This is a genomic window from Synechococcus sp. RS9909, assembly GCF_014279595.1.
Lineage (GTDB): Bacteria > Cyanobacteriota > Cyanobacteriia > PCC-6307 > Cyanobiaceae > Synechococcus_C.
In genome coordinates, this window is the sequence record NZ_CP047943.1 from 2,344,937 (window position 1) to 2,368,538 (window position 23,602).

Here is a 23,602-nt window from a genome sequence, read left to right on the forward strand (position 1 = left end):
CAGGATCAGTTCGGTGATGGAGCGCTGTCCACCAGGCTGCCCGCCCAGTGGAGCTTGTAGGCCAGGGTGCGGTAGTAGGAGGGCCGCTGATCCAGCTGCACCATCAGGGCGTGGTGGGGAGCCCGCTGAATCACACAGCACTCACCCGGCTCCAGGACAGAGCCACTGGCACCATCTTTCCAGAGCTTCACCTGACTGCTGGGCTGCCCCAGGGGCCAGATCACCAGCCTGGAGCGGGGTGGCACGACCACCGGCCGACTGGACAGACTCATGGGGCAGATCGGACTGATGATGATGGCCTCCATGCCCGGATGCAGGATGGGTCCCCCTGCCGCCATCGCGTAGCCGGTGGAACCGGTGGGGGTGGCCAGGATCAGCCCGTCGCCCCGGATCTGATCCACCACTTCGCCATCGATCTCCAGCTCGAGAATGCAGGTGGGCGCAATTTCATCCCGATAGGGGCGCAAATAGAGATCATTGAGGGCCCAGTGCCGCTCCACATCGGGGGTCGCAGCATCGGTCATCGGCCCTGATGAGGCACCCACCGGACAATTGAGATCCGGGCGACGATTGACCGTGGCCTGCAGCATCATGCGCCGTTCCATGGCGTAACGGTCGTCGAGCAGGCGCTGCCAGAGCTCCTGACCGCCGAGGAGGCTGGGCTCATGGGTGAGAAAGCCAAGGTGGCCACCCACGTTGAAGCAAAGGATCGGGACCTTGAGCACCGACAGATGGCGCGCCGCGCCAAGCACGGTGCCGTCGCCACCCAGCACCACCGCCAGATCGGGAAGCTCGGTTTCCGAAGCCAGCAGACCTGGAAAGGGGTCGGCGCTGGCGCCGCTCATCGCCAGGGAGACCGTCACCCCGAGATCCGTCAATGCATCAGCGCAACGGCGGGCCTCACGCAAAGCAATCGGACTGTCAGCCCGATAAATCAGCCAGACCCTTTGGAGATGCATGGACGTGGGGCACCGGGATCACCAGCGCAGCAGATTGAAGCGTTCCATATCCACTGTGACCCGATTCCGATACAGCGACAGCAGAATCGCCAGACCCACCGCCGCCTCCGCCGCCGCCACGGTGATCACGAACACGGCAAACACCTGACCGCGGATCAGATCGCCATCCACATACGAGGAGAACGCCATCAGGTTGATGTTGACGGCGTTCAGCATCAGCTCAATGCTCATCAGCACGCGCACCGCGTTGCGGCTGTTGATCAGGCCCCAAACCCCCGTGCAGAACAGCACCGCCGCCAGGAGCAGGTAGGCCTCAAGAGGTACGGAACCGCTCAGCAGGTCGGACATGGGGATCAAGAGCAGACAGGGGAAGGGAGATGGCCTGGATCAGGAGGGACCCTGATCGACAAGCAGAGGTGTGCGCGCCTTTTCAATCAGGCCCTGATCGGCGACGGCGCCGGTGCCCAGGTCGGTGGACTGCACATCGCGACGGGCCAGAACGATCGCCCCGATCATCGCCATCAGCAACAACACCGACGCCAGCTCGAAGGGAAGCAGGTAGTCGGTGAAGAGATGTTCGCCGATCCGCTCGGTCGCCCCCTCACCGATCGCCGCCGGGCCTGGCACAGCCCAGGGCGTGGTGATCACCACCCGCACCAACAGGGCGAACAGACCGGCACAGACGCCGGCGGAGAGCAGCCGCCGAATCGGCAGACCCTGAATCGGCGCCAGGTCTTCCCGTTTGTTCACGAGCATGATCGCGAACAGGATCAGCACGTTCACCGCCCCCACATAAACCAACACCTGGGCCGCAGCCACGAAGCTGGCATTGAGGAGGAGATAAAGGCCGGCAACCGCCAGAAACACGCCACCCAACAGGAAGGCGGAATAGACGATGTTGCTCAGGAGCACGACGCCGAGGGCGCCGATCACCACCACGGCAGCAAGGGCAACAAAACAGATGAGCTGGGTGGACGCTGCGATCGTCATTCCGCGCTCTCCTCCTTGGCGGGGGCTGTTGCAGAGGATTCTCCACCATCCGCCGCATCGGCACCAGCCAAGGGGGCCAGAGTGGCCAGAACCTGCTCCGGCAACTGACCGGCCCTGGGCTGATCCGCCGGCACGTCGTGGGGATCGATCACGCCTGCAGGCAGATAGCCGAGTTCTCGCAGCGGCTGCACGGAGGGGTCGGTGGTGACGCTGGTTGGCAGACGGCCGAGGGCGACATTGTCATAGTTGAGACTGTGACGGTCAAAGGCAGCCAGCTCATATTCCTCCGTCATCGAAAGGCAGTTGGTAGGGCAATATTCCACACAATTACCGCAAAAGATACAAACACCGAAATCAATAGAATAGTTACGCAGATCTTTTTTCTTCGTTTCCTTATTCATCACCCAGTCGACGACGGGCAAGTTGATCGGGCAGACCCGCACGCACACCTCACAGGCAATGCACTTGTCCAACTCGTAGTGGATCCGGCCGCGATAGCGCTCCGATGGAATCAGCTTCTCGTAGGGGTACTGAACCGTGACCGGCCGACGCTTCATGTGGTCAAAGGTGACCGCCAATCCCTGGGTGAGATTGCGGGCCGCATCCACGGCATCCCGGGTGTAGTCACCTACCTGCTTGAGAAATCCGAACATGGCAAGGCAGCGATCAGATGGTTAGCACAAGGTCATGATGCCGCCCATGGCGGCATGTTGTCGGTGCGAAGCCAGGCCTCGCACCGACAGGGTCAGCCCCCGAAGGCGACGGGGAAGGCGAGTTTGAGGGCGGCGGTGACCAGCAGATTCACCAGTGAGAGGGGAAGCAGGAACTTCCAGCCCAGGTCGAGCAGCTGGTCGATGCGCACCCGCGGCGTGGTCCAGCGCAGCAGGATGGCGAGGAACACGAGCAGGTAGGCCTTGAGCACCGTCATCACGATGCCGACGGTGCCGGTGATCACCTGCACCACAGGGGCATCAACGGATTGCCCCAACCATCCGGCGAGCCACTCGACGGGGATCGGGAAGCCCCAGCCTCCGAGGTAGAGCACCGAGACCAGAAGCGCCGACAGCACCAGATTGATGTAGCTGCCCAGGTAGAAGAGGGCGAATTTCATACCGGCGTATTCGGTCTGGTAGCCGGCGACCAGCTCTTCCTCCGCTTCCGGGAGGTCGAAGGGGAGTCGCTCGCATTCGGCGAGGGCACAGATCCAGAAGATCAGGAAACCAACCGGTTGCCGCCACACGTTCCAACTCAGCAGCCCGGCGCCGGTCTGCTGATCGACGATGTCGATTGTGCTGAGCGAGTTGCTCATCATCACGATCGCCAGCACGGAGAGCGCCAGGGGAATCTCGTAACTGATCGATTGGGCGGCTGCGCGCAGACCGCCCAGGAGTGAATATTTGTTGTTGGAGGCGTAGCCACTCATCAGCAGGCCAATGGGTTGCACGCTGCTCAGGGAGATCCAGAGAAAAATCCCCACACCCACGTTGCTGATCAGCAGGTTCTGGCCAAAGGGAACAATCAGCCAGGACAGGATCACCGGCACCACCACCAGCACGGGGCCGAGGGTGAAGAGCAGGCCGTCGGCGCGGGCCGGAATCACGTCTTCCTTCACCAGCAGCTTCAGGCCATCAGCCAGGGGCTGCAGGACGCCGAGGGCACCGGCGTATTCGGGACCGATGCGCTGCTGCACAGCCGCGGAGATCTTGCGCTCCAGCCAGACGGTGACCAACACGCCCACCACCGCAGCCACCAACACCAGCAGCATCGGCAGCGGCAACCAGAGCAGATGGGCCGCCTGGGGGGACAGCCCGAATCCCTGCAACGCCTCACTGAAGCTGAGTTCCAGATCCAGACCTGGACTCACCAGGGCCGGCGCGGCAGTGGCAAAGGGAGTCACCATGATCACGGGTGAGTTGCCAGCAACTTAGGCGCCCGCAGCCGGAACGCGGCTCTCGCGCGCGACCCAGCTGCGCAGCGGGTGGCCGGTGTAGATCTGCGATGGACGAAAAATGCGATTGGCACCGAGCTGTTCCCGCCAGTGCGCCAACCAGCCGGCGACCCGGGCGATGGCGAACACCGGTGTGAACAGATCCCTGGGGATCCCGAGCTTGCGATACACCAGGCCGGAGTAAAAGTCGACGTTGGGATAGATCCCTTTCGGACCGAGGCGAGTGTCGGCGGCCTCCTCCAGGGCGCGGGCCACGTCGTAGAGCGCATCGTGACCGAAGCGGGCGAACATCTCTTCCGCCAGCGACTGCAGGATCACGGCACGGGGATCCTTGACGCGATATTCCCGGTGACCGAAGCCCATCACCTTGCGCTTGCTGGCCATCGCCTCATCGAGATAGGCGGCTGCGTTGGCAGGCGTGCCGATCTCTTCGAGCATGGCGAGCACATCCTCATTGGCACCACCGTGCAAGGGGCCGGCCAGCGTGCCGACGGCCGAGGCCACCACGGCATAGGGGTCGGTGAGGGTGCTGGCGGTGACCCGGGCACTGAAGGTGCTCGCATTCAGGCTGTGCTCGGCGTGCAGCATCAGGCAGCGATCAAAGATGCGGGCCGCCAGCGGATCCGGTTCCCGCTCGGTGAGCATGTATAGGAAATTGGCCGAGTAGGCCAGGTCATCCCGCGGCTGAATCGGATCCTGCCCCTTCCGGATCAGCTGGAACGCAGCCACCATCGTGGGGATCTTGGCGATCAACCGCACCACGGCGTCGTAGATGTATTGGGGATCATCAATCGCCCGGCGGGAATAGAAGAGCCCCAGGGATGCCGCACTCGACTGCAGCGCATCCATCGGATGACCGCTGGCCGGGAAGCACTTCATCATGTCGCGCACCCGGAAACTGACGCGCCGGTGCATCTGAACTTCCTCTTCAAAGTCCCGCAGTTGCTGCGGCGAAGGAAGCTCGCCCCAGATCAGGAGATAGGTGGTTTCCAGGAAGGTGCTGTGAACCGCCAGATCCTCCAGGGGATACCCGCGATAGGAGAGACGACCGAGCTGGCCATCGATGTCGCAGATCGCCGACTGGGTGGCAGGCACGCCTTCCAGGCCGGGCCTGAACACGATCCCGGTTTTTTCATGGCGAATCTCCTCGTTCTGTGCCACCCCCACTCCGCTTCTGCAGGGCAACCTAAACCGGGCCTGGCAGGAGAAACCGTGGCCTCAGCAACGCTTCGAGGCGCGCTGTTCCGAAGCTGTGGACGCTTGGCCTCGACCAATGCAGATGACAGAGGCCGGCTTTCCGCAGCCGCAGGCTGCCGGCGGGCGCACCGACCAAGGCCGCTGCCAGGTCGCTGAGATCCGGCTCGTGCCCCACCAAAAGGCAGCGCCCGCCCAGCTCCGTCACCAGGGCGCGATGGTCGCCGCCGGGTTGGAGGCGCGGCTCGAGTTCCAGCTGGGGCGCCATATCGGCCTGCACCGCCAGCTCGGCCGTCTGCCGGGCCCGGCGATAGGGACTGGTGAGCAGGCGATCCGCCTGGACACCCAGACTGCGCAGTCGCCGCATCACGGCCAAAGCGCGTTGCTGACCGACCCGGGTCAGGGCCCGCTCCGGATCATCCGCCCCTTGAACGCGCTCGGCGGCGATGCCATGACGCAGCAGATAGAGATCAACCGAGGCTGAGGTGGGCACGCAGTCGCAGGGTGTCGCTGGCTGAAGCCTGGTCCGATCCGGCTGAGCTGTCAGCAGCCACGGGCTCACCTGGGTCAACAGCCTTCCCCGGGACAACAGCCTTCCCCGGGACAACAGCCATGGCCATCCCCTGCACCGTGGGCAGCAAGGAGCGACCGGCAACGACCTGGAGCAACGTCCAGGGACGCCACCGCTGCAACTGGTCCCGGGCCAGCTGATCGTCCAAAGCCAGTTGCTGCAGCGCCCCAACGCCTCCCGCCCAGGCCTCGGCCGCCAGGGCATCGAGTTGCTCGAGGCGGGGGCGCAACGCCTTGGTCTCACGACGCTGCCCGAGAGCCTGCAGCGAAAGCCCCCACCATGCCGCGCCATCGCTCGCTTCACGGGCCACGGCCAATTCGGTCGCGAGCGACTCCTTGCCATGGCTGCGCTGACGCTGCAGTCGCGTCCAGACGCTGAGCGGCCCCTGATCCCCCTCCAGCGCGGAGCGCACCAGATCGCTCTCCTGCAACGCCGCATCCACCGCCTCGGCCTCCGGCTCAGCCGACTCGGTGCCCAGCAGCCAGCCGTCAGCAAGCCGCTCCCAGAGCAAGGGGCCGGCATCGAGCGTCGCCACCGCCCGCAGGGCAGGAGAGCCGGTCTGATCCAGCTGGCCCCTGAGCAGGGGGCCGAGCCACTGCACCAGCGGATCGTTGCCTGCGGTCATCAGGTTCGCCGGTGCTTCCAGCACCGCCAGGGCCTCAGCCGGGCCACCGGCCGCCTGGATCAGGGCATGGCCATCGGCATCCGCGCGCACAGAGCGCACCACAGGTGCTCGGAACCGGAGCAGGCCATCCAGTCGCAGGTCGGCGCCTTCAGGCTTCAGGGCCGCCACCATGCCGTTGAGATCATCGCGCTGGCTCACGGCGGCAGGCAGACCGAGCCATTGCTCGAGCGCCGGCGGGCTGGCGGTGAGCAGCGCCACTCCCCGACCGAGCTCCTGCACCTGAGCCTGCAGTTGCGGATCACCCAGCTGATGCACAGCATCCAGCTGGGAACTGTCCAGGGCCTGCTCCAGAGCACCCCGGCCCGAGGCGAGCAGCAGCAGGTCATCATCGATGAGCGCCGTCGCGATCGGCTGGGGATCACGACCGAGCAGCGCCCCCCGCCCACTGATCACGCCGATGCCGCGGTAGCGGCTGATCTGCAGATCGGTGCCAGCGAGACTGCGGGTTTGCCAGAAGCGTTGCAGGAAGCGGCGGGCGCCATCCTGATCACGGCTGGCCAGGGCCAACACCCAGGCGGGCGATCGATCCGATCCCCCCGGTTCCAGCAGGGCCACGCTCACCTGGGGCCCGAGCCAGTCGGCCAGCTCCGCCTCGAAATCAAGCCCGGCAAGCGCGAAGACCCCCTGGCGCAGCTGGGTCATCCCCTCCCGCACCGCACGTCGCTGACCGATGGGCGCCACGGCCTCGGCATAGGCGGGCAGACGAGCGGGATCCACCAGCCAATGCAGGCTGAGGGCCGCATCCCTGGGCACAAAACGGGCGGCCCGCGGCAAGGCGAGGGGGCGATCGACGAGGCGGATCGGACTTTGCCGGGCCATGGCCCAGCCAATGCCAAGGGCAGATCCGAGCAGAACGAAGGCCGCCAGGGCAACGGCGAGCAGAAATGGGCGGGCCTTCATGGGCCGGCGGGCGGTCACGTGCCGTCATCTTTGTCCATCCGCCGACCCTTGCCAGGAACCAGCAGACTTCAGCCATGACCGATTCGACACCTGACGCACGGCCAAAACCGCTTTCTGCCAGGGATCTCAGCCTCTGGCTGCAGAGTGAGCAACCGCTGCGATTGGTGGATGTGCGCGAGCAGCAGGAACTGGCGCTCGCCCCCTTCCCCCACCCCGTGATCCACTTGCCCCTGAGCGAGTCGGAACGCTGGCTGTCCGCCTTGCCAGGCCTGCTGGGTGAGGACGCCGACCTCGTGGTGCTCTGTCATGCAGGGGTGCGCAGCTGGCAGTTCGGCTGTTGGCTGCTGGCCAGGGATCCGCACCGCACCGTCTGGAATCTCGAGGGCGGGATCGATGCCTGGAGTGTGGAAGTGGATCCGAACGTCCCCCGCTACTGACAAGCCGCCCGTACCATCGCCCTGACGATCGGGCTGCCGTGGACACCCTCCCCAACCGACAACAGGAGGTCCTGCGGGCCACGGTGCATCACTACGTGGACACGATCGAACCGGTGGGCAGCCGCACCCTGGTGCAGCGCTTCGGCCTCAAAGCCAGCTCCGCCACGGTGCGTTCGGCGATGGGGGCCCTGGAACAGCGGGGGCTGTTGACCCAACCCCATACCTCCGCCGGACGGGTGCCCAGCGCCCGAGGCTACCGCCACTACGTGGATTGCCTGCTGCCGAAACCCGGTGCCGCCGTCCAGCACCTGGAACAGGAACTCACCCAGATCAGCCTGCGTTGGGCCGCCCTTGATGATCTGCTGCAACAGATGGCCAGGCGACTCACCGACTTCACCGGGCTGATGAGCCTGATCACCCGTCCCCAGCGGAGCACGCCGAGCCTGCAGGCGGTGCGACTGGTGTGCAGCGGCGATCGCTTGCTGGTGATGCTTGTGGAGAGCAGCAACCAGGCCAGCCACCTCAATCTGCGCCTCCCCCATGGCTCAGGGCACCAGCTGGAGGCGATGGAAACCTGGACCCGCCGCCAGCTCGACAGCAGCAGGGATGGAAACCTGGACTGGAACAGCCTGCCCCTGCAGCTCCAGCCCTTCGGGCGGGTGCTCGAGGATGCCATCAGCAGCCACCAACAGCTGAAACAAGCGGAGGAGACCGCCGCCCTCGTCCATGGGGTCTCCCGTCTGATCGCCCAGCCGGAATTCATCGACAGCAGCCTGGTGCGCCCCCTGCTCGAATTGGTGGACCAACGACCCGGCGCCCTGGTGCCGGCAGACCATCCGCCCGAACGGGGGGTGTGGATCGGTGAAGAGCATCCGGAAGCAGCCCTGCAGCAGTTCTCGGTGGTTCAGGCGCCGTACCGCAGCGGCAGTGAGGGCATCGGCCATGTGGCCCTGATCGGACCGATGCGCATGGCCTACGCCACGGGTCTGGCCGCGGCTCGCTCGGTGGCCCGGGCCCTGGAGCGCCTGCTGTCCTGAAGGCGCGTCAGCCGCCGAGGGCGTCCCCCAGCTTCTCGGCCACGGTGTTCACGTCCTTGTCGCCTCGCCCGGAACAGTTGAGCACCACTTCGGTGCCCTGCTGCAGGGTGGGGCAGAGCTGGTCCAGCCAGGCGAAGGCATGGGCGGTTTCCAGGGCGGGAATGATGCCCTCACAGCGGCTCACCAGCTGCAGTGCGTCGAGTGCCTGGGCATCGGTGACGGCGCCGTACTCGGCGCGTCCGATCTCGCGCAGATAGCTGTGCTCCGGCCCGACACCGGGATAATCCAGACCCGCACTGATCGAGTGGGCTTCCTGCACCTGGCCGTCCTGATCCTGCAGCAGCAGACTCATCGCCCCGTGCAGCACCCCCACCCGGCCTTCCGTGATCGTGGCAGCGTGCCGGCCCGTGTCGACACCATCGCCGGCGGCTTCCACGCCGACCAAGCGCACGTCGGTGTCGCCCACGAACGGGTGAAAGAGCCCCATGGCGTTGGAGCCCCCGCCCACACAGGCCACCAGCACGTCGGGGTTGCGACCGAAGGCCTCATGGCACTGTCGCTTGGTCTCCTCGCCGATCACGGCATGGAAGTCGCGCACCAACATCGGGTAGGGATGGGGGCCCGCCACCGATCCGAGGATGTAGTGGGTGGTCTCCACGTTGGTGACCCAGTCGCGGATCGCTTCGCTGGTGGCGTCCTTGAGGGTGGCGGTGCCGGCGGTGACAGGCTGCACCGTGGCGCCCAGCAAGCGCATGCGGAACACATTCAGGGCCTGCCGGCGCATGTCCTCGGCGCCCATGTAAACAACGCAGTCCAGGCCGAAGCGAGCGCAGACGGTGGCGGTGGCGACACCATGCTGGCCGGCACCGGTTTCGGCGATGATCCGCTTCTTGCCCATGCGCAAGGCGAGCAAGGCCTGGCCGAGGGCGTTGTTGATCTTGTGGGCGCCGGTGTGGTTGAGGTCTTCGCGCTTCAGCCAGATGCGCGGGCCACCCTCGCTGCGGCGGTAATGCTCCGTGAGCCGTTCGGCTTCATACAACGGGTTGGGGCGCCCCACATAGGTGCGCAGCAGGTGGTGAAGGCGATCGGTGAACGCCGGATCCTTCCAGGCTTCCGCCGCGGCCTGCTCCAGTTCGGCCAGCGCCGGCATCAGGGTTTCGGGCACGTATTGCCCCCCGAAGCGACCGAAGCGGCCCAGGGGGCTCGGCCTGGAGCTCACGGCCAGATCCGCGTCGGTGGGCTTGGGAGGCAGGGTGCTGGTCACGGAGCAGCCGACCGCGGAACGATCGTTGAAGCGTGGGGTCAGCGTAAGCAGGCGATCAGGCCGTGCCGTGGGTGTCGGGCGGTCGGGCGCCGATCCCGGAAACGGCAGGATGGGCAGGGTTGGGATCTCGAGGATGCCGAAGGGAGGCTGGCAGGAATTCAGCAGCGCCGACAGCCTGGCGCGGGCCCCGAGCCCGGCGAAGACCTCCACGCCGAAAAGCCAGCAGGTGGTGCGGGTGCAACCGACCCGGGGGGGCCGGGGCGGCAAAACCGTGACCGTGATCCGGGGCCTCGAGCTGGATGCGGCCGGTTTCAAGACCCTGCTGAAAACGCTGAAAAGCCGCATCGGCAGTGGCGGCACAGCGAAAGACGGCATCGTGGAACTCCAGGGCGACCAGGTGGATCTGGTGCTGGAGCTCCTCAGCAAAGAGGGCTACCGCCCCAAGCGCGCCGGCGGTTGACGCCTCAGGCTGGGCAACAATGACGGGCCGCCATCGCCCCTCGCCATGACCGCTGCCCGCGCCGAGACCCCCAAGGCCACCAACATCGTGTGGCATCACGCCTCGGTCGACCGGGCCGCCCGGGCTGAACAGCGCGGCCATCGCAGCGCCATCCTCTGGTTCACCGGCCTGAGCGGTGCCGGCAAGAGCACCCTGGCCAATGCGGTGAATCAGGCCCTGTTCGTGCGGGGGCTGGCCACCTACGTGCTCGATGGTGACAACATCCGCCATGGTCTCTGCAAAGACCTGGGCTTCTCTGATGCAGACCGGGAGGAGAACATTCGTCGCATCGGTGAAGTGGCGAAGCTGTTCCTCGATGCCGGCGTGGTGGTGCTCACCGCCTTCGTGTCTCCCTTCCGCGCCGATCGCGACCGGGCCCGCCAGCTCGTGAGCGCTGGCGATTTCATCGAGATCCACTGCGCCGCCGACCTGGAAACCTGCGAGCAGCGCGACACCAAGGGGTTGTATGCCAAGGCCCGGGCCGGGGAGATCAAGGACTTCACCGGCATTTCCAGCCCCTATGAGGCCCCGGAACAGCCCGAGCTGAAAGTCGACACGGGCAGCAGCGATCTGGAGGCCTGCGTCCATCAGGTGGTGCATCACCTGATTCAGCAGGGCATCATTCCGGCGCAGTCCTGAAATCGACCCAGGCATCGAGCAGGGTCTTGATACAGCTGGCGACCGGAACCGCCAGCAACAGGCCCAGCAGTTCACCGACCCCCAGCAGATCGCCCGCCCTGGCCCCGAGGGGGAGGGCGATCAGCAGCCAGGCGGGTTGCAGGCCGACGATGCTGCCCATCAGGCGCGGCTGGATCACCTGATCCACCACCTGGCCCACACCAATCGCCGCCGCAAGGATCTCCAGGCCTGTGCGCGGATCCTGCACCGCCAACAGGGCGCTGACAGCGACGATGGTGAGGGCACTGGCGTAGGGAATCAGGGTGGTGAGCCCGATCACCACTGCAAACAGCACGCCGTAGGGAATGCCGATCACCGTGAACACCACAATCTGACCAGCGCTGAGGATCAGCGCGAGCAACACCTGACCGGCGAAATAGCCCCGAAAGGTGCGGGTGATCGTGCTGACCACCAACTGACGCCAACGTTCCGGCAGCCAGCGGGCCAGACCGGCCGTGATCGCATCGCCTCCCAGCAGAAAGAACACCGCGAGCACCAACACGATCACGGTGTTGATCGTGATACCGAGGGTGGCGCCAAGGATCGCGAGCAAGCGCTGGCTGAGCTGGCTGGCCACCCGACTGACCCGGGTGAGCAGATCGCTGCTCAGATCACCAAATTCACTGGGCAAGCCTCGGGAGGCCGCCAGATCCTGCAGCCGGTTGATCCAGGCCTCCGCCGCCACCAGCCAGCCGGGGAGGGCATTGATCAGCTGGGCGAGCTGGTCGATCAGGCGGGGCACCAGGGTGACGCCGGCCAGCACCACACCACCCACGGTGACCAGCGTCACGATCAGGATCGCCGACCAGCGCGGCAAGCCGCGTCGGTTGAGCCAGCGACTGGGAATGTCGAGCAGAAAAGCAATCAGGGCGGACGTGAGAAACAGCCCTGGGAAGGGCGCCAGGGGCAACAACAGCTGCCGGAGCACATAGAGATTCAGTGTGAGCAGCGGCAGGGCCAACCCCCACCGCAACCAGCTGGGCCAGGCCATGCACAGTCGCACCTGCGGCCATTGTGCGGGGAGGCCACCACGGCTGGACGGGCCGGTCAGCGTCCAGGCATCGCCTCGAGATACCGGGCGGCTCCGATCGACTGGAGGCGGGCATCCTTGGCCACCACCGTGGCGTGCAACTCGTGGCGATAGTCGGCCAGGCGTTGCGTCAGCTCCCCATCGGTGGTGGCGAGAATCTGGGCCGCCAGCAGGCCGGCATTGAGGCCACCGCCGATCGCCACCGTGGCCACGGGTATTCCGCCGGGCATCTGCACGATCGAATGCAGTGAATCCACACCGGAGAGCGCCCGGCTCTGCACTGGCACGCCGATCACCGGCAGGGTAGTGAGGGAAGCGACCATGCCGGGCAGATGGGCCGCGCCACCGGCACCGGCCACGATCACCCGCAGACCGCGATCCCTGGCCTGCTGAGCAAAGTCGACCATCTCCAACGGTGTGCGATGGGCCGACAACACGCGCACCTCCACCGCCACACCCAAACGCTCCAGCACCTCCACAGCGGGTTGCAGGGTGGGCAGATCGGAATCACTGCCCATGATCACCGCCACCCGGGGTGCAGTCGTAGCCATGGCGTTGTCGTCAACGGAGCGAGACTGTCATCGTGTCGCAGCCGCCGCTGCCGGTCAGGCCCCATGCAACGGATCACCGATGTGCGTCTGCCCCGCCGACCGGGTGAGACCTCCAGCCCGGCGCTGTGGTGGCTGCAGCTGGATGCAGCGGGCTGCATCGATGCCCTGGGGCCCATGCCGGAGCGGGCCGCCTTGCGCGGCCAGAGCTGGAACGGTGACTGGCTCAGCCCGATGGGCGTGGATCTTCAGATCAATGGCGGCCTCGGACTGGCCTTCCCGGAACTGACGGCGGCGGATCTGCCTCGGCTGCTGCAGTTGCTGGACCAGCTCTGGCGCGACGGCGTGGAAGCGATTGCCCCGACCCTGGTGACCTGCGCGGTGGAGCCGCTGCGCCGGGCCCTGGCGGTGCTGCGGCAGGCGCGCGAGCAGCACCAACCCCAGCGCTGCTGCCTGCTCGGCGCCCATCTGGAAGGTCCGTTTCTGGCGGAGGCGCGCCGGGGGGCCCATCCACGCGAGCACCTCTGTGCGCCGAGCCTTGACGCGCTTGAGCAACGCATCGCCGGCTTCGAGCATGAGATCGCCCTGGTGACCCTGGCGCCGGAACTGGCGGGCGCTGAAGCGGTGATCGAGCGCTTGCGGGCGCTGGGCATTGTGGTGGCACTCGGTCACAGCGCCGCTGATGCCGACCAGGCCCATGTCGCGTTCGACAGGGGGCTGGCCATGCTGACCCACAGTTTCAATGCCATGCCAGGACTGCATCACCGCGCGCCAGGCCCCCTGGGTGCGGCCTGTCGTCAGGGCTGCATTGCTCTGGGGCTGATCGCCGACGGGGTGCATGTGGACCCGACGATGGCCGTGCTTCTGCAACGGCTTGCCGGGGATCAGCTGGTGCTGGTGAGCGATGCCCTGGCGCCCTATGGCCTCGCCGATGGCCAGCATCGATGGGATGAACGGGTGCTGCGGGTGGAGAACGGCACCTGTCGCCTCGAGGACGGCACCCTGGCTGGCGTCACCCTCCCCCTGCTGGAGGGGGTGCGGCGCCTGGCGCGCTGGGGTGGCGAGTGTGAGGGGGCGATCTGGGCCGCCACCCTGGCGCCGAGAGCGGTGCTCGCGGGCACAGACGTGGACGCGATCGCCTGGCGCAGCCTGTTGCTGCAGCAGCCACTCGCCAACCTGCTGCGCTGGAGCGCCGGAGCGGATGGTGATCTGCACTGGCGACACGCTGCTTAGGATCCCGCCGATCTGCCCGCCCGTTCACCCTGATGGCCCCCGACCAGCTGCTGGAGCAAACCAAGGCCGAGAAACAGGAGGTGAAGGGTTACTTCGAATCCACCGGTTTCGATCGCTGGAACCGCATCTACAGCGACTCCGACGATGTGAACAAAGTGCAGCGGAACATCCGCATCGGCCACCAGAAAACGGTGGATGAAGTGCTGCAGTGGATCCAAACCAGCGGCGTGTTCCGCGACGTGAGTTTCTGCGATGCAGGCTGCGGCGTCGGCAGCCTCGCCCTGCCCCTGGCGGCCATGGGAGCCGGCTCCGTCCAGGCGAGCGACATCTCCGACGCGATGGTGCAGGAGGCGAAACGACGGGCGCAGGAGGCGGGGCTGGCCCTGGACACACTCCACTTCCACACCTCCGATCTGGACAGCCTCAGCGGCTCCTTCCACACCGTGTGCTGCCTGGATGTGTTCATCCACTATCCCCAGGCTCCGGCGGAGGCCATGGTGCGTCACCTCTGCAGCCTCTGTGAGGAACGCCTGATCGTGAGCTTTGCCCCCTTCACCCCTGTGCTGGCCCTGCTCAAGGGGATCGGCCAGCTGTTCCCGGGCCCGAGCAAAACCACCCGTGCCTACACCCTCAGAGAAGAGGGCATCGTGAGGGCCGCGATGGCCTGCGGCTTTCAACCGATGCGCCGCAGCCTGAACACGGCTCCGTTCTATTTCTCACGCCTGATCGAGTTCAAACGCGCCTGATCGCGCAGGGGCTCGGGCAACGGCGCCTCCAGATCCAGCAGGCCTCCATCCGGAGACGCCAACTGCAACCGATGGGCATGCAGGTGGTAGCCCCCCTCCCCTGGCAAGGACTGATCAGAAGCGCCACCACCGGGCAGGTAAAGCGGATCACCCAGCAGCGGCGCCCCGGCGGTGGCGGCGTGGATGCGGATCTGATGGGGCCTGCCGCTGGCGATCACCACCTCCACCAGGCAGCTCTCCGGCCGCCGCTCCAGCAGGGTGAAGCTGCTGCGGGAGGGCAACGCCGTAGCAACCGATGGATCGGCGGCGCACCAGATCTCCCCCAGCAACGGATGGGGATGCCGGCCGATCGCAACGGTGACCTCGCGGGATTCGCCCAAGGGCCAGTCGGGTGGCAGAGGCTCCGTGAGGGCGCGATAGACCTTGCGGCAGGCCGAGGCGGCGCCGTCAGCGGTGCTGTCGCGCAGCAACCGACTCAGCCAGGCGCGGCTCTCGGGCCGGCGGGCACACACCAACAGGCCGGAGGTGAAACGCCCGAGCCGATGCACCGGCTTGGGCGCCAGCGGCTCCCCCTGCTCCCGGCTCCACAGCACCAGCTGATGGCTGAGCGTGTGCACCAGAAAGCCGCCGGCCGGCATCACCGGCAGCCCCGAGGGCTTGTTGATCACCAGCACATCGCCATCGTCGTGCAGGGTTTGCCAGTGCTCGGGAATCGCCGGCTCGACCCAGGGGGGGCGCTGCCACCGAATCCGATCGCCAGCGGCGACCACGACATCCCCCTGCAGCAGCCGGCCATTGAGGCCAAGCTCGCCGCTCTGCAACCGCTGCCGCCAGGTCGCAGCCGAGGAGTGGCGGTAGCGGTCCGCCAGCCATGCACTCAACAGCTGGCCCGACTGACCAGCGGCCACACGATCGCGGTAGACCCAGCCCTGATTGAACGCCGCCGGTCGCCATCCCGGCAGCGCTCGCCCCGCAGGGCCAGCCCCTCTCACTCCACCAGGCGGTGCTGCAAGGCAAAGCGCACCAGCTCGGTGCGACTGGAGGTGCCGGTCTTGATGAACAACCGGCTCACATATTTCTCCACATTGCGGATCGAAGTCTCCAACTGGCGGGCGATCTCCTTGTTCATCAGCCCCTCAGCCACCAGTTGCAACACACTCGCCTCCCGTGGCGTGAAGCTCAGCTGCGGCGCCTCCGCCGCCGCGACCGCCTCCGCCGCCGCTCCAGAGAGCATCGAACGGATCTCATTGATCTGCCGCGCCATCTGGCCCACATCCGCATCAGCAAAGCGGGCCGCTTCGGCCAGGAGCCGGTCCTGACGCCGCACCACATTGCGCACGCGCGCCACCAGTTCCTCGGGATCAAACGGCTTGGGGATGTAGTCATCCACGCCGGCCAGATATCCCTGGGTGCGATCGGCGGTCATCCCCTTGGCGGTGAGAAAGATCACCGGGGTGCCGCCCAGGCGCTCGTCTTCGCGCATGCGACTGAGCAAGCCGTAGCCATCGCAGCGCGGCATCATCACGTCGCTGATCACCAGATCGGGCAACAACTGCTGGGCCTTGGCAAAACCCTCCTCGCCATCCACCGCGGTGGTCACGTCAAAGCCCTCGTCCTCGAGGTAGGCCTGCACGGCGCTGCGCAAACCGGGTTCGTCATCGACCAGAAGCAGGCGGGGGGTGGGGTGGGACGCCTCCGCGGTGGCCGGCGGTTCCTGATCGGCAGGACGGGGAGTCGTCATGGCCGGATGCTGCACTGGCGAAAATCTAGAAGCGTCAGGGGCCTGGCACACGCAGGGTTTCCGTGGTTTCCGTGAGCAAACCGCTGTAGCCGAGTTGCCGTGCCTGGTCGGCCAGCGTCGCCGGGTCCTTGCCCGCCTCGGCAGGCACGCAGGCCGCCCACCACACCAGATGGTCCTCCCGGTTGCTGTCGTTCACCACCCCGCCCGGGTTGAGGCGGCGGATGTAGATCGCGTCCTGATCGCGGGTGACCCGCAGGGGCTCCGTGGTGCTGCAGTTCACCGATTCGGTGGGCACCACCAGATCGTTGGGATATTCCTTCCAGAGCTTGTAGCGGCGAAGATCCGGATCCGAATCGTCGCCCTTGATCGCAAAGATCGCCAGGGTGTAGTCGCCACCAGCCATCGGCTTGGTCTCCAGCACGATCAGATCGGCGGGACGCATGCGCTTCATCTGCTCCAGCAGCTCCCCCCGCTCGATCGCTTCCGCAGGGCCAGCCCCCACGGAAAGGGCACTCAGCGAGAGCCCGGCAGCCAGGCCCAGACTGCAGAGGCGGAAAACGGTGTCCATCCCGATCAGGAGCAAACGCCACACCATGCTGCCAAGCCCGGCCAAGACGGATCCAATCTGCCTCGACTACCAGGCCACCACCCCCTGCGCCGCCGAGGTCATCGAAGCGATGGCACCGTGGTGGCGTGAGCACTGGGGCAATCCCTCCAGCCGCCAGCACCGCCTCGGGCTGATGGCCGCCGCCGCCGTGAGCGAGGCCCGGGAGCGACTGGGCCGCTGCCTTGGTGTGACGCCGGAGCGGATCGTCTTCACCAGCGGCGCCACAGAGGCCAACAACCTCGCCCTGCTCGGCCATGCGCGCGCCCTTGCACGACAACGGGGCAGACCCGGCCATCTGATCAGCGTGGCCACGGAACATCACGCCGTTCTCGATCCCTTGCGCCAGCTGGAACGGGAGGGCTTTCAGCTCACCCTGCTCACACCGGCTGAGGATGGCCTGCTCCAACCGGCCCAGCTGGAAGCGGCGCTCCGCGACGACACCCAGTTGGTGAGCGTGATGGCCGCCAACAACGAAATCGGTGTGCTGCAGCCGCTGGCGAGCCTGGGCCGGCTGTGCAGGGAGAGGGGCATCACCTTGCACAGCGATGGCGCCCAGGCGTTCGGAGCCATGGCTTTTGAGCCCGATGCGCTCGGTATTGATCTCACCAGCCTCAGCGCCCATAAGATCTACGGTCCCAAGGGCATCGGCGCCCTCGTGCGACCCCTGGCCTTGCCGATCGAACCGCTGCAATGGGGCGGAGGCCAGGAGGGAGGGCTGCGACCGGGGACGCTGCCCGTACCCCTGATCGTGGGCTTCGCAACAGCCGCCGAGCTGGCCCTGCGCGATCAAGACCGGCGCACGCAGCGGCTGCGACAGTGGCGCGACCGGCTCTGGAGGGGCCTAAGGACCGCCCTACCGGATCTGCTCTGCAACGGCACCCTGGAACAGCGCCTGGCCCACAACCTCAACATCACCATTCCAGGGGTGAGCGGCAGCCGCCTGCATCAGCAGCTGCGGCGACACGTGCTCTGCAGCAGCGGTTCCGCCTGCAGCCGCGGCGAACCATCCCATGTGCTGAGGGCACTCGGCCGCAGCCGCCAGGAGGCCGAGGCCTCGCTGCGACTCAGCCTCGGTTGGGCCACCACGGAGCATGAGATCGACGCAGCCATTGCAGCGATTGCCGAAACGGTCACAAGGCTGCGCGCGTCAGCGTTGTGACAGACAACCTGAAAAAAACAGTTAAACCCGCTACTTTCCGCCCAGATCCGCATCGCTCCAGAGCATGGCCGACACCCCCGTCAGCAGCAGGCTGCACGTTCTCAAAGCCGTGGAAGACGGCTGGAATGCCTTCACCAAGGCTCCTTGGCCCTTCGTGTTGTTCGCCCTGATCGTGGGGGTGCTCTCGGTGGTGTTTCAACTGATCGGCAATGCCGCCACCGGCGGAGGCGACAACACCACGGTTGGTGTTGGTGGAATCATCCTCACGATCGTGGCCCTGATCGGCTCCTGGATCGTGAGCCTCTGGGGCGTCACCGGGATGGTGCGGGGCTCCTGGATTGCCCTCGATGGGAGCAAACCCTCCTTCGCTGATTTCAGCCGTTGGGATGGTGCCGCGGCCGGGCGCCTTTTCGTGCGCTGGATTGCCCTTGGCATCGTCTTCCTGGTGATCGCCATCATCTGCGGACTGGTGGGTTTCGGTCTCGCCCAGCTCAACCAGGTGCTGCTCTGGATCCCCGCCGCTGTGGGCCTGATCCTGTTCGTTTATCTGTCTGTCAATCAGAAATTTCTGCCCTATGTGGCCCTGCTCGAGCAGCGCGGGCCGTTTGAAACCGTGCAGCGCGGTCGTGATGTGGTCGACCCATCCTGGTGGTGGGTGGTGCTGCTGCTGATCGTTGATGCCGTGATCATTGTGATCGGCACCCTGCTCTGCGGCGTTGGACTTCTGGTGGCGGCACCTGTGGTGGCCTGCATCACCACAGCGGCCTACCGCCAACTGTTCGGCAGCGAGGATCAGACCGGACTTCTCAGCGGAAACTGAGCGCCACAAAGCCAGCGATTCCAACAAGGGCCAGCAACACCTGAGCTATTCGGCTCACTAGCAGGCCCGCCACAACCGCCACACCGACCACCGCACCACGCTGCATCGCCTGCGGCCATCCCATCGGCAGGGATTAGCGCAGGCAAACCACCATTTCCGTTCCAGCCGCTCCCAGCCAAGGACCAAACAAGGCGCCAACCACTGGCCCTCCCACGGGGAGCGCCGGCAACAGCCCCACGAGGCCCAGCAACAGACCGACCCCAGCCGCCACCGGTGCCCAACGGCTGGCACCGAGGCGGGCCGACGCCAGGGTGAGGGCCACCACATCGGCGCAGAGCCCGAGGCCGAACACGGCAAGGGCCAGCACCACCGCGGGCCAGGCCACCGACCAGCCCGCTGCCAACCACCAAAGTGCCGCCCCGATCGGCAACCAGATCAGCCCTGGCAACAGGGGCAGCAGAGTGCCCGGAAGCGCCAGACACTCCACCAGCAAGGCCAACCACCAGAAGCCCTCCACCGTCATGGCAACCCGTCCTGTCCACCACGGGTTAGCTCCAGGCTGCGAACGGTCTGATGAAGAACCCGCGCCTGGGCATCACTGCCGCCGGCGTGATCGATCCAGCCACGGATCGGCGCCAGCAGCTCCCAGGCTGTCGCCCTCCGGCCGCAGGCCGCAGCCCCAATCGCCTCCACCAGGGTCAGCCCCGCCGGTCGCCAGCACCACCCCGCCTCCGGTCCGGCCACCCGAGCCTGATCGCGGCAATGGTCGAGCAGGGTCTCCAGGTCTTGCTGCTGCCCGGCTCGCCCGAGGCACCAGGCGTAATGACAGGCGATGAAGGGAATCAGCGGCAGGCAAAGACGCTCCTGCACAAGCGGCACCAGCGAAGACCAGAGCGTCTCCTGGGGTGCTGCAGACAGATCAAGCCACCAGCCGAGGGCGATCGCATCGAGGAGCGGGCCGGTGCCCGTTTCGCCACGGAACTCCGCCAGAGCAGGAATCGCCCGGTCCGGCTGCCCCATCTCCAGGGAGAGCAGGGCGGCATGCCATCGGTTATGCAGCCGCATCGCCGGCAGGGCCTCCGACCAACTGGCTCGGCGCTGCCCGGCCCAGTCCAGAGCCCGATCCAGATCGCCCTGGCGATGCCAGGCATGCAGTAGCGCGTGGTCGGCCCAGGGATTGAGGCTACGGGCGCCGATGGCCGCCTGGGCGGCTGCGATCGCCTCGGGACAACAGCCGCAGAGCTCCAGCGCGAAGGCATGAATGGCCAACCAATCGGGATCGCTGCCATGGCTGGCTTCGAAGATGAGGCTCAGATCGAGCAGGGCAGGGCCGTGGAGCTCCTGACCGCGGAGATAGGTAAGCCACTCGGCGATCTTGAGCACCAGCAGACCCTCCGGCGCGCGCTCCGCCAGATCCACCAACCGCCGCAACGCCGAGCCCAGAGCGCCAGCACCCCAGAGCAGACCGGCTTCCAGCAGCTGCTGACCCCAGGCATCCAACCGCTGTCGCTGGATCTGGCACTGCTGCAGGCGAGCCACGGCACGCGTCTGGGCGTCAGGCGCCTGCACGGTGAGCTCCACAAGGGCGGTGAGTAGTTGCAGCGGGATCACATCGCCCCGCTCGGCCGCCTCACCAACCAGAGCCATCCCGGGGCAAAACGACAACCAGCCTCGGGCGATCCGCTCGCCCAGCGCCGCGTCTGCAGGCGCCATCGAGCCAAGAAAGGACGCCGGAAGGGATGGGCCGGTCATCACAACGCACAACGCCGCCTGGCGATTCGCAGTTTGGCGCTTCTGCTGCGCGGGTTCCGTTCCTGTTCCTGCTCAGAGGCCACCAAAGGGCGACGGGTGATCCGCTCCAGCCGCTGATCCTGGAGAAACGCCGTTTTCACGCGCCGATCCTCCAGGGAATGAAAGCTGATGATCGCCAGCAGCCCTCCGGGCTGGAGCCAATCAGGAGCGGCGCTCAGCAGTTTGTCCAGCACCCCCAGTTCGTCATTGATGGCGATGCGCAGGGCCTGAAAGGTGCGGGTCGCCGGATGGATCCGTCCACGCCTGGCTTTGGGTGGGTAACAGCCGGCGATCGCGTAGGCGAGGGCGGCCGTGCCTGCATAGGCCCCCTGGGCCGCCAGATCGGCCTTGATCCGCCGGGCAATCCGCCTGGACAGGCGTTCCTCGCCATAGGCGTAGATGAGATCGGCCAGGTCGGATTCCTCCAACCGCGCGATCAACTCCGCCGCCGTCTCACCCCCACCCTCCGGATTCATGCGCATGTCGAGGGGACCGTTGTGACGAAAGCTGAACCCCCGCTCGGCCACATCGAGCTGGGGACTGCTGACCCCGAGGTCGGCCAGCAGCAGAGCGACGGGCTCCTCCGGCCGGTAGGTGGCGAAATTGGTGGCAACGATGCGCACCCTCTCCGCGCAGGGCAGCAGATGCTCGGCGGCTGCAGCGCGGGCTGTGCTGTCCTGATCGAGCCCGATCAGGTGCAGACCGGGGTAATGCTCCAGCAGCAGGCGACTGTGACCACCACCGCCGAGGGTGGCGTCGAGAAGGAGGCCCTGCTGCCAGCGTGGATCGGCGTGCTCCTGCAACGCCTGCAGCAGCACGTCAGCCAACACGGGCACGTGGCTGAAGGCCTGGGCAGACGTTGAGGGCTGATCCGGCATGGGTCCTTCCTAAGATCAGATGTGATCGCTTTGCCACGGCCCCATGACGCAGCTGGAAACGCGCACGGAGCCGATGGTGGTCAACTTCGGCCCCCATCACCCCTCGATGCATGGGGTGCTGCGGCTGGTGGTGACCCTCGATGGCGAAGACGTGGTGGATTGCGAGCCGGTGATCGGCTATCTCCACCGCGGCATGGAAAAGATCGCCGAAAACCGCACGAACGTGATGTTTGTGCCCTACGTGAGCCGTATGGACTATGCGGCGGGCATGTTTTACGAGGCGATCGTGGTGAATGCGCCGGAGCGGCTGGCCGACATCCCTGTGCCGAAACGGGCCAGCTACATCCGGGTGCTGATGCTGGAGCTCAACCGCATCGCCAATCACCTGCTCTGGCTTGGCCCCTTCCTGGCCGACGTGGGGGCGCAGACGCCGTTTTTCTATATCTTCCGGGAACGGGAGATGATCTATGACCTCTGGGAAGCCGCCACCGGCCAACGCCTGATCAACAACAATTATTTTCGGATCGGTGGTGTGGCCGCCGATCTGCCGTTCGGCTGGCTGGAGAAGTGCCGTGATTTCTGCGACTGGTTCGGCCCGAAGATCGACGAATACGAAAAACTGATTACCAACAATCCGATCTTCCGTCGCCGGATCGAGGGGCTGGGAACGATCGGGCGCGAGGAAGCGATCAACTGGAGCCTCTCCGGGCCGATGCTGCGTGCCTCAGGCGTGCCCTGGGATCTACGCAAGGTGGATCACTACGAGTGCTACGACGATTTCGACTGGGATGTGGCCTGGGAGAACGAGGGCGACTGCTTCGCGCGCTATCGGGTGCGCATTGAAGAGATGCGCCAGTCGCTGAAGATCCTGCGCCAGGCCTGCGACATGATCCCCGGCGGCCCCACCGAAAATCTGGAGGCCAGGCGGATGGCCGAGGGCAAGAGCAGTGACTTCGCCGGTTTCGATTATCAATATGTGGCCAAAAAGGTGGCGCCCACGTTCAAGATTCCCAACGGTGAGCTGTACACCCGACTGGAATCAGGCAAGGGCGAAATCGGTGTGTTCATCCAGGGCAACAACGATGTGACCCCCTGGCGCTTCAAGATCCGAGCTGCTGACAGCAACAACCTGCAGATCCTGCCTCACATCCTCAAAGGCCACAAAGTGGCCGACATCATGGCGATCCTCGGTTCGATCGACGTGATCATGGGCTCGGTTGATCGCTGACGCCTCCAGCTGGCTCCGGCTGCAGCGGACGGTGCGCTTCGGCGACACCGATGCCGCTGGGGTGATGCATTTTCATCAGCTGCTGCGCTGGTGCCATGAAGCCTGGGAGGAGAGCCTGGAGCGCTATGGCGTAGAAGCCGCCGTGGTGTTTCCCGGCTGCCGCCACCAGGCGCGCTGGCCCGATGTGGCCTTACCGGTGGTGCATTGCAGCGCCGATTTTCTGCGGCCGGTGCATGGCGGCGATCACCTGACCGTCCACCTGAAGCCCCAGCGTCTCGACCCAGGCAGCTTTGCCGTGCGTTATCGGTTTCTGCTCAACCACCAGGATGTGGCCCGCGGCCAGATCCGTCAGGTGGCGATCAGCACGGCCTCGCGTCAACGCTGCCGCCTGCCGGAAGCGATTGATCGCTGGCTGGAAGCCTCAGGCCTTGGTCAGATCGGGGAAGTTTCAGACGGTTGACTGGCACACGGTTGACTTTCAAGCGGTGACCCTGCGGTCGATCTGCCCTGATGGGTCCGGACCCAAACCAAGGCGGCCAACTGAAGGGGCAACAGACAAACCAGGACGGGACGCATGAACAGTTGCGAGCCCTCGGAAAGGGTGCCACCCATCGCAGCAGCGCTGCAGGTGGCACATCCCAGCAACAGGATGGTCGCTG

General features: G+C 66.1%; 28 protein-coding genes. 10 read left to right on the plus strand and 18 right to left on the minus strand.

What is annotated here, in order from left to right; translation table 11 throughout:
* Window positions 1-5 precede the first annotated feature (5 nt).
* The 8 genes from SynRS9909_RS12450 to SynRS9909_RS12485 form a co-directional block, all read right to left on the minus strand.
* Window positions 6-959, minus strand: coding sequence for an NAD(+) kinase (locus tag SynRS9909_RS12450; protein ID WP_007101383.1), 954 nt, complete (start codon window positions 957-959; stop codon window positions 6-8).
* 18 nt (window positions 960-977) lie between these two features.
* A complete protein-coding gene (nuoK, locus tag SynRS9909_RS12455; RefSeq protein WP_007101382.1) occupies window positions 978-1,307 on the minus strand; it encodes an NADH-quinone oxidoreductase subunit NuoK in 330 nt (109 codons plus the stop codon).
* A gap of 39 nt (window positions 1,308-1,346) precedes the next feature.
* On the minus strand, window positions 1,347-1,949 hold the full coding sequence (locus tag SynRS9909_RS12460) for an NADH-quinone oxidoreductase subunit J (RefSeq protein WP_007101381.1): 603 nt from the start codon (window positions 1,947-1,949) through the stop codon (window positions 1,347-1,349).
* On the minus strand, window positions 1,946-2,602 hold the full coding sequence (gene ndhI, locus SynRS9909_RS12465; protein WP_007101380.1) for an NAD(P)H-quinone oxidoreductase subunit I: 657 nt from the start codon (window positions 2,600-2,602) through the stop codon (window positions 1,946-1,948). The genes SynRS9909_RS12460 and ndhI overlap by 4 nt, the downstream gene beginning before the upstream one ends.
* 92 nt (window positions 2,603-2,694) lie before the next feature.
* Window positions 2,695-3,813 carry an NADH-quinone oxidoreductase subunit NuoH gene (gene nuoH, locus SynRS9909_RS12470; RefSeq protein WP_174719561.1) on the minus strand — a complete coding sequence of 373 codons (1,119 nt, stop codon included), beginning with the start codon at window positions 3,811-3,813 and terminating at the stop codon, window positions 2,695-2,697.
* 60 nt (window positions 3,814-3,873) lie between these two features.
* Window positions 3,874-5,064 (minus strand): citrate synthase, encoded by a 1,191-nt coding sequence (locus SynRS9909_RS12475; RefSeq protein WP_007101378.1) that lies wholly within the window; start codon window positions 5,062-5,064, stop codon window positions 3,874-3,876.
* Between the two features lie 19 nt (window positions 5,065-5,083).
* On the minus strand, window positions 5,084-5,584 hold the full coding sequence (sixA, locus tag SynRS9909_RS12480; protein ID WP_007101377.1) for a phosphohistidine phosphatase SixA: 501 nt from the start codon (window positions 5,582-5,584) through the stop codon (window positions 5,084-5,086).
* Window positions 5,562-7,247 carry a DUF3352 domain-containing protein gene (locus SynRS9909_RS12485; protein ID WP_007101376.1) on the minus strand — a complete coding sequence of 562 codons (1,686 nt, stop codon included), beginning with the start codon at window positions 7,245-7,247 and terminating at the stop codon, window positions 5,562-5,564. Before SynRS9909_RS12485 ends, sixA begins: the two co-directional genes overlap by 23 nt.
* 74 nt (window positions 7,248-7,321) lie before the next feature.
* Between SynRS9909_RS12485 and SynRS9909_RS12490 the strand changes: the two genes are divergently transcribed.
* Together SynRS9909_RS12490 and hrcA are read left to right on the plus strand one after the other, a co-directional pair.
* On the plus strand, window positions 7,322-7,684 hold the full coding sequence (locus SynRS9909_RS12490; RefSeq protein WP_007101375.1) for a rhodanese-like domain-containing protein: 363 nt from the start codon (window positions 7,322-7,324) through the stop codon (window positions 7,682-7,684).
* A 38-nt stretch (window positions 7,685-7,722) separates the two neighbouring features.
* A complete protein-coding gene (gene hrcA / locus SynRS9909_RS12495; protein WP_007101374.1) occupies window positions 7,723-8,721 on the plus strand; it encodes a heat-inducible transcriptional repressor HrcA in 999 nt (332 codons plus the stop codon).
* A gap of 7 nt (window positions 8,722-8,728) precedes the next feature.
* Here the strand turns inward: hrcA and trpB are convergent, their stop codons facing one another.
* On the minus strand, window positions 8,729-9,985 hold the full coding sequence (gene trpB / locus SynRS9909_RS12500; protein ID WP_007101373.1) for a tryptophan synthase subunit beta: 1,257 nt from the start codon (window positions 9,983-9,985) through the stop codon (window positions 8,729-8,731).
* A gap of 133 nt (window positions 9,986-10,118) precedes the next feature.
* On the opposite strand from trpB, the gene SynRS9909_RS12505 reads away from it, so the two are divergent.
* Together SynRS9909_RS12505 and cysC are read left to right on the plus strand one after the other, a co-directional pair.
* A complete protein-coding gene (locus SynRS9909_RS12505; protein ID WP_007101372.1) occupies window positions 10,119-10,445 on the plus strand; it encodes a translation initiation factor in 327 nt (108 codons plus the stop codon).
* 45 nt (window positions 10,446-10,490) lie between these two features.
* Window positions 10,491-11,123 (plus strand): adenylyl-sulfate kinase, encoded by a 633-nt coding sequence (gene cysC / locus SynRS9909_RS12510; RefSeq protein ID WP_007101371.1) that lies wholly within the window; start codon window positions 10,491-10,493, stop codon window positions 11,121-11,123.
* On the opposite strand, the gene SynRS9909_RS12515 is transcribed toward cysC, so the two are convergent.
* On the minus strand, window positions 11,104-12,153 hold the full coding sequence (locus SynRS9909_RS12515) for an AI-2E family transporter (protein ID WP_007101370.1): 1,050 nt from the start codon (window positions 12,151-12,153) through the stop codon (window positions 11,104-11,106). The genes cysC and SynRS9909_RS12515 overlap by 20 nt on opposite strands.
* Window positions 12,154-12,209: 56 nt before the next feature.
* The gene (gene purE / locus SynRS9909_RS12520; protein WP_038001036.1) at window positions 12,210-12,743 is read right to left on the minus strand and encodes a 5-(carboxyamino)imidazole ribonucleotide mutase; all 534 of its coding nucleotides are present in this window, start codon (window positions 12,741-12,743) and stop codon (window positions 12,210-12,212) included.
* Between the two features lie 63 nt (window positions 12,744-12,806).
* Here purE and SynRS9909_RS12525 point away from each other — a divergent pair, with 63 nt between their 5' ends.
* Both SynRS9909_RS12525 and bchM read left to right on the plus strand, forming a co-directional pair.
* Window positions 12,807-13,973, plus strand: a complete 1,167-nt coding sequence (locus SynRS9909_RS12525) for an N-acetylglucosamine-6-phosphate deacetylase (RefSeq protein WP_007101368.1) — start codon at window positions 12,807-12,809, stop codon at window positions 13,971-13,973.
* Window positions 13,974-14,005: 32 nt separating this feature from the next.
* Window positions 14,006-14,719 (plus strand): magnesium protoporphyrin IX methyltransferase, encoded by a 714-nt coding sequence (gene bchM, locus SynRS9909_RS12530; protein WP_007101367.1) that lies wholly within the window; start codon window positions 14,006-14,008, stop codon window positions 14,717-14,719.
* Here bchM and SynRS9909_RS12535 read toward each other — a convergent pair.
* The 3 genes from SynRS9909_RS12535 to SynRS9909_RS12545 are packed head-to-tail and all read right to left on the minus strand — an operon-like array spanning window position 14,683 to window position 17,055.
* On the minus strand, window positions 14,683-15,711 hold the full coding sequence (locus SynRS9909_RS12535) for an RluA family pseudouridine synthase (protein WP_240307746.1): 1,029 nt from the start codon (window positions 15,709-15,711) through the stop codon (window positions 14,683-14,685). The genes bchM and SynRS9909_RS12535 overlap by 37 nt on opposite strands.
* Window positions 15,708-16,460 carry a response regulator transcription factor gene (locus SynRS9909_RS12540; protein WP_007101365.1) on the minus strand — a complete coding sequence of 251 codons (753 nt, stop codon included), beginning with the start codon at window positions 16,458-16,460 and terminating at the stop codon, window positions 15,708-15,710. Before SynRS9909_RS12540 ends, SynRS9909_RS12535 begins: the two co-directional genes overlap by 4 nt.
* 34 nt (window positions 16,461-16,494) lie before the next feature.
* Window positions 16,495-17,055 (minus strand): hypothetical protein, encoded by a 561-nt coding sequence (locus SynRS9909_RS12545; RefSeq protein WP_007101364.1) that lies wholly within the window; start codon window positions 17,053-17,055, stop codon window positions 16,495-16,497.
* On the opposite strand from SynRS9909_RS12545, the gene SynRS9909_RS12550 reads away from it, so the two are divergent.
* Entirely contained in the window at window positions 17,054-18,226 is a 1,173-nt protein-coding gene (locus tag SynRS9909_RS12550; protein WP_007101363.1) for a cysteine desulfurase family protein, read from the plus strand. The two genes, SynRS9909_RS12545 and SynRS9909_RS12550, sit on opposite strands and share 2 nt — an antisense overlap.
* A 64-nt stretch (window positions 18,227-18,290) precedes the next feature.
* Entirely contained in the window at window positions 18,291-19,046 is a 756-nt protein-coding gene (locus tag SynRS9909_RS12555) for a hypothetical protein (RefSeq protein WP_007101362.1), read from the plus strand.
* Here the strand turns inward: SynRS9909_RS12555 and SynRS9909_RS14095 are convergent.
* Genes SynRS9909_RS14095 through rsmH form a run of 4 tightly spaced genes read right to left on the minus strand, consistent with a single transcriptional unit; the run spans window position 19,033 to window position 21,715 of the window.
* Window positions 19,033-19,170, minus strand: a complete 138-nt coding sequence (locus SynRS9909_RS14095; protein WP_240307745.1) for a hypothetical protein — start codon at window positions 19,168-19,170, stop codon at window positions 19,033-19,035. The genes SynRS9909_RS12555 and SynRS9909_RS14095 overlap by 14 nt on opposite strands.
* A 9-nt stretch (window positions 19,171-19,179) precedes the next feature.
* Window positions 19,180-19,569 carry a DUF456 family protein gene (locus SynRS9909_RS12560; RefSeq protein WP_007101361.1) on the minus strand — a complete coding sequence of 130 codons (390 nt, stop codon included), beginning with the start codon at window positions 19,567-19,569 and terminating at the stop codon, window positions 19,180-19,182.
* Complete coding sequence (locus tag SynRS9909_RS12565) at window positions 19,566-20,798, minus strand: tetratricopeptide repeat protein (RefSeq protein WP_162858311.1); 1,233 nt, start codon at window positions 20,796-20,798, stop codon at window positions 19,566-19,568. Before SynRS9909_RS12565 ends, SynRS9909_RS12560 begins: the two co-directional genes overlap by 4 nt.
* Complete coding sequence (gene rsmH / locus SynRS9909_RS12570; protein WP_007101359.1) at window positions 20,798-21,715, minus strand: 16S rRNA (cytosine(1402)-N(4))-methyltransferase RsmH; 918 nt, start codon at window positions 21,713-21,715, stop codon at window positions 20,798-20,800. The genes SynRS9909_RS12565 and rsmH overlap by 1 nt, the downstream gene beginning before the upstream one ends.
* 43 nt (window positions 21,716-21,758) lie before the next feature.
* Here rsmH and SynRS9909_RS12575 point away from each other — a divergent pair, with 43 nt between their 5' ends.
* Both SynRS9909_RS12575 and SynRS9909_RS12580 read left to right on the plus strand, forming a co-directional pair.
* Window positions 21,759-22,943: an NAD(P)H-quinone oxidoreductase subunit H gene (locus SynRS9909_RS12575; protein ID WP_007101358.1), complete on the plus strand. Its 1,185-nt coding sequence runs from the start codon at window positions 21,759-21,761 to the stop codon at window positions 22,941-22,943.
* A complete protein-coding gene (locus SynRS9909_RS12580) occupies window positions 22,933-23,403 on the plus strand; it encodes a thioesterase family protein (protein WP_007101357.1) in 471 nt (156 codons plus the stop codon). Before SynRS9909_RS12575 ends, SynRS9909_RS12580 begins: the two co-directional genes overlap by 11 nt.
* Window positions 23,404-23,602: the final 199 nt, after the last annotated feature.

Coding starts and splice junctions, on each gene's coding strand:
- SynRS9909_RS12565 (WP_162858311.1), bottom strand. CDS start 20,798: ATGACCGGCCCATCCCTTCCGGCGTCCTTTCTTGGCTCGATGGCGCCT.
- SynRS9909_RS12525 (WP_007101368.1), top strand. CDS start 12,807: ATGCAACGGATCACCGATGTGCGTCTGCCCCGCCGACCGGGTGAGACC.
- SynRS9909_RS12550 (WP_007101363.1), top strand. CDS start 17,054: ATGCTGCCAAGCCCGGCCAAGACGGATCCAATCTGCCTCGACTACCAG.
- SynRS9909_RS12560 (WP_007101361.1), bottom strand. CDS start 19,569: ATGACGGTGGAGGGCTTCTGGTGGTTGGCCTTGCTGGTGGAGTGTCTG.
- SynRS9909_RS12575 (WP_007101358.1), top strand. CDS start 21,759: ATGACGCAGCTGGAAACGCGCACGGAGCCGATGGTGGTCAACTTCGGC.
- SynRS9909_RS14095 (WP_240307745.1), bottom strand. CDS start 19,170: ATGGGATGGCCGCAGGCGATGCAGCGTGGTGCGGTGGTCGGTGTGGCG.
- rsmH (WP_007101359.1), bottom strand. CDS start 21,715: ATGCCGGATCAGCCCTCAACGTCTGCCCAGGCCTTCAGCCACGTGCCC.
- SynRS9909_RS12555 (WP_007101362.1), top strand. CDS start 18,291: ATGGCCGACACCCCCGTCAGCAGCAGGCTGCACGTTCTCAAAGCCGTG.
- SynRS9909_RS12490 (WP_007101375.1), top strand. CDS start 7,322: ATGACCGATTCGACACCTGACGCACGGCCAAAACCGCTTTCTGCCAGG.
- SynRS9909_RS12450 (WP_007101383.1), bottom strand. CDS start 959: ATGCATCTCCAAAGGGTCTGGCTGATTTATCGGGCTGACAGTCCGATT.
- SynRS9909_RS12505 (WP_007101372.1), top strand. CDS start 10,119: ATGCCGAAGGGAGGCTGGCAGGAATTCAGCAGCGCCGACAGCCTGGCG.
- bchM (WP_007101367.1), top strand. CDS start 14,006: ATGGCCCCCGACCAGCTGCTGGAGCAAACCAAGGCCGAGAAACAGGAG.
- SynRS9909_RS12545 (WP_007101364.1), bottom strand. CDS start 17,055: ATGGTGTGGCGTTTGCTCCTGATCGGGATGGACACCGTTTTCCGCCTC.
- nuoK (WP_007101382.1), bottom strand. CDS start 1,307: ATGTCCGACCTGCTGAGCGGTTCCGTACCTCTTGAGGCCTACCTGCTC.
- SynRS9909_RS12485 (WP_007101376.1), bottom strand. CDS start 7,247: ATGAAGGCCCGCCCATTTCTGCTCGCCGTTGCCCTGGCGGCCTTCGTT.
- SynRS9909_RS12540 (WP_007101365.1), bottom strand. CDS start 16,460: ATGACGACTCCCCGTCCTGCCGATCAGGAACCGCCGGCCACCGCGGAG.
- cysC (WP_007101371.1), top strand. CDS start 10,491: ATGACCGCTGCCCGCGCCGAGACCCCCAAGGCCACCAACATCGTGTGG.
- ndhI (WP_007101380.1), bottom strand. CDS start 2,602: ATGTTCGGATTTCTCAAGCAGGTAGGTGACTACACCCGGGATGCCGTG.
- SynRS9909_RS12460 (WP_007101381.1), bottom strand. CDS start 1,949: ATGACGATCGCAGCGTCCACCCAGCTCATCTGTTTTGTTGCCCTTGCT.
- SynRS9909_RS12515 (WP_007101370.1), bottom strand. CDS start 12,153: ATGGCCTGGCCCAGCTGGTTGCGGTGGGGGTTGGCCCTGCCGCTGCTC.
- purE (WP_038001036.1), bottom strand. CDS start 12,743: ATGGCTACGACTGCACCCCGGGTGGCGGTGATCATGGGCAGTGATTCC.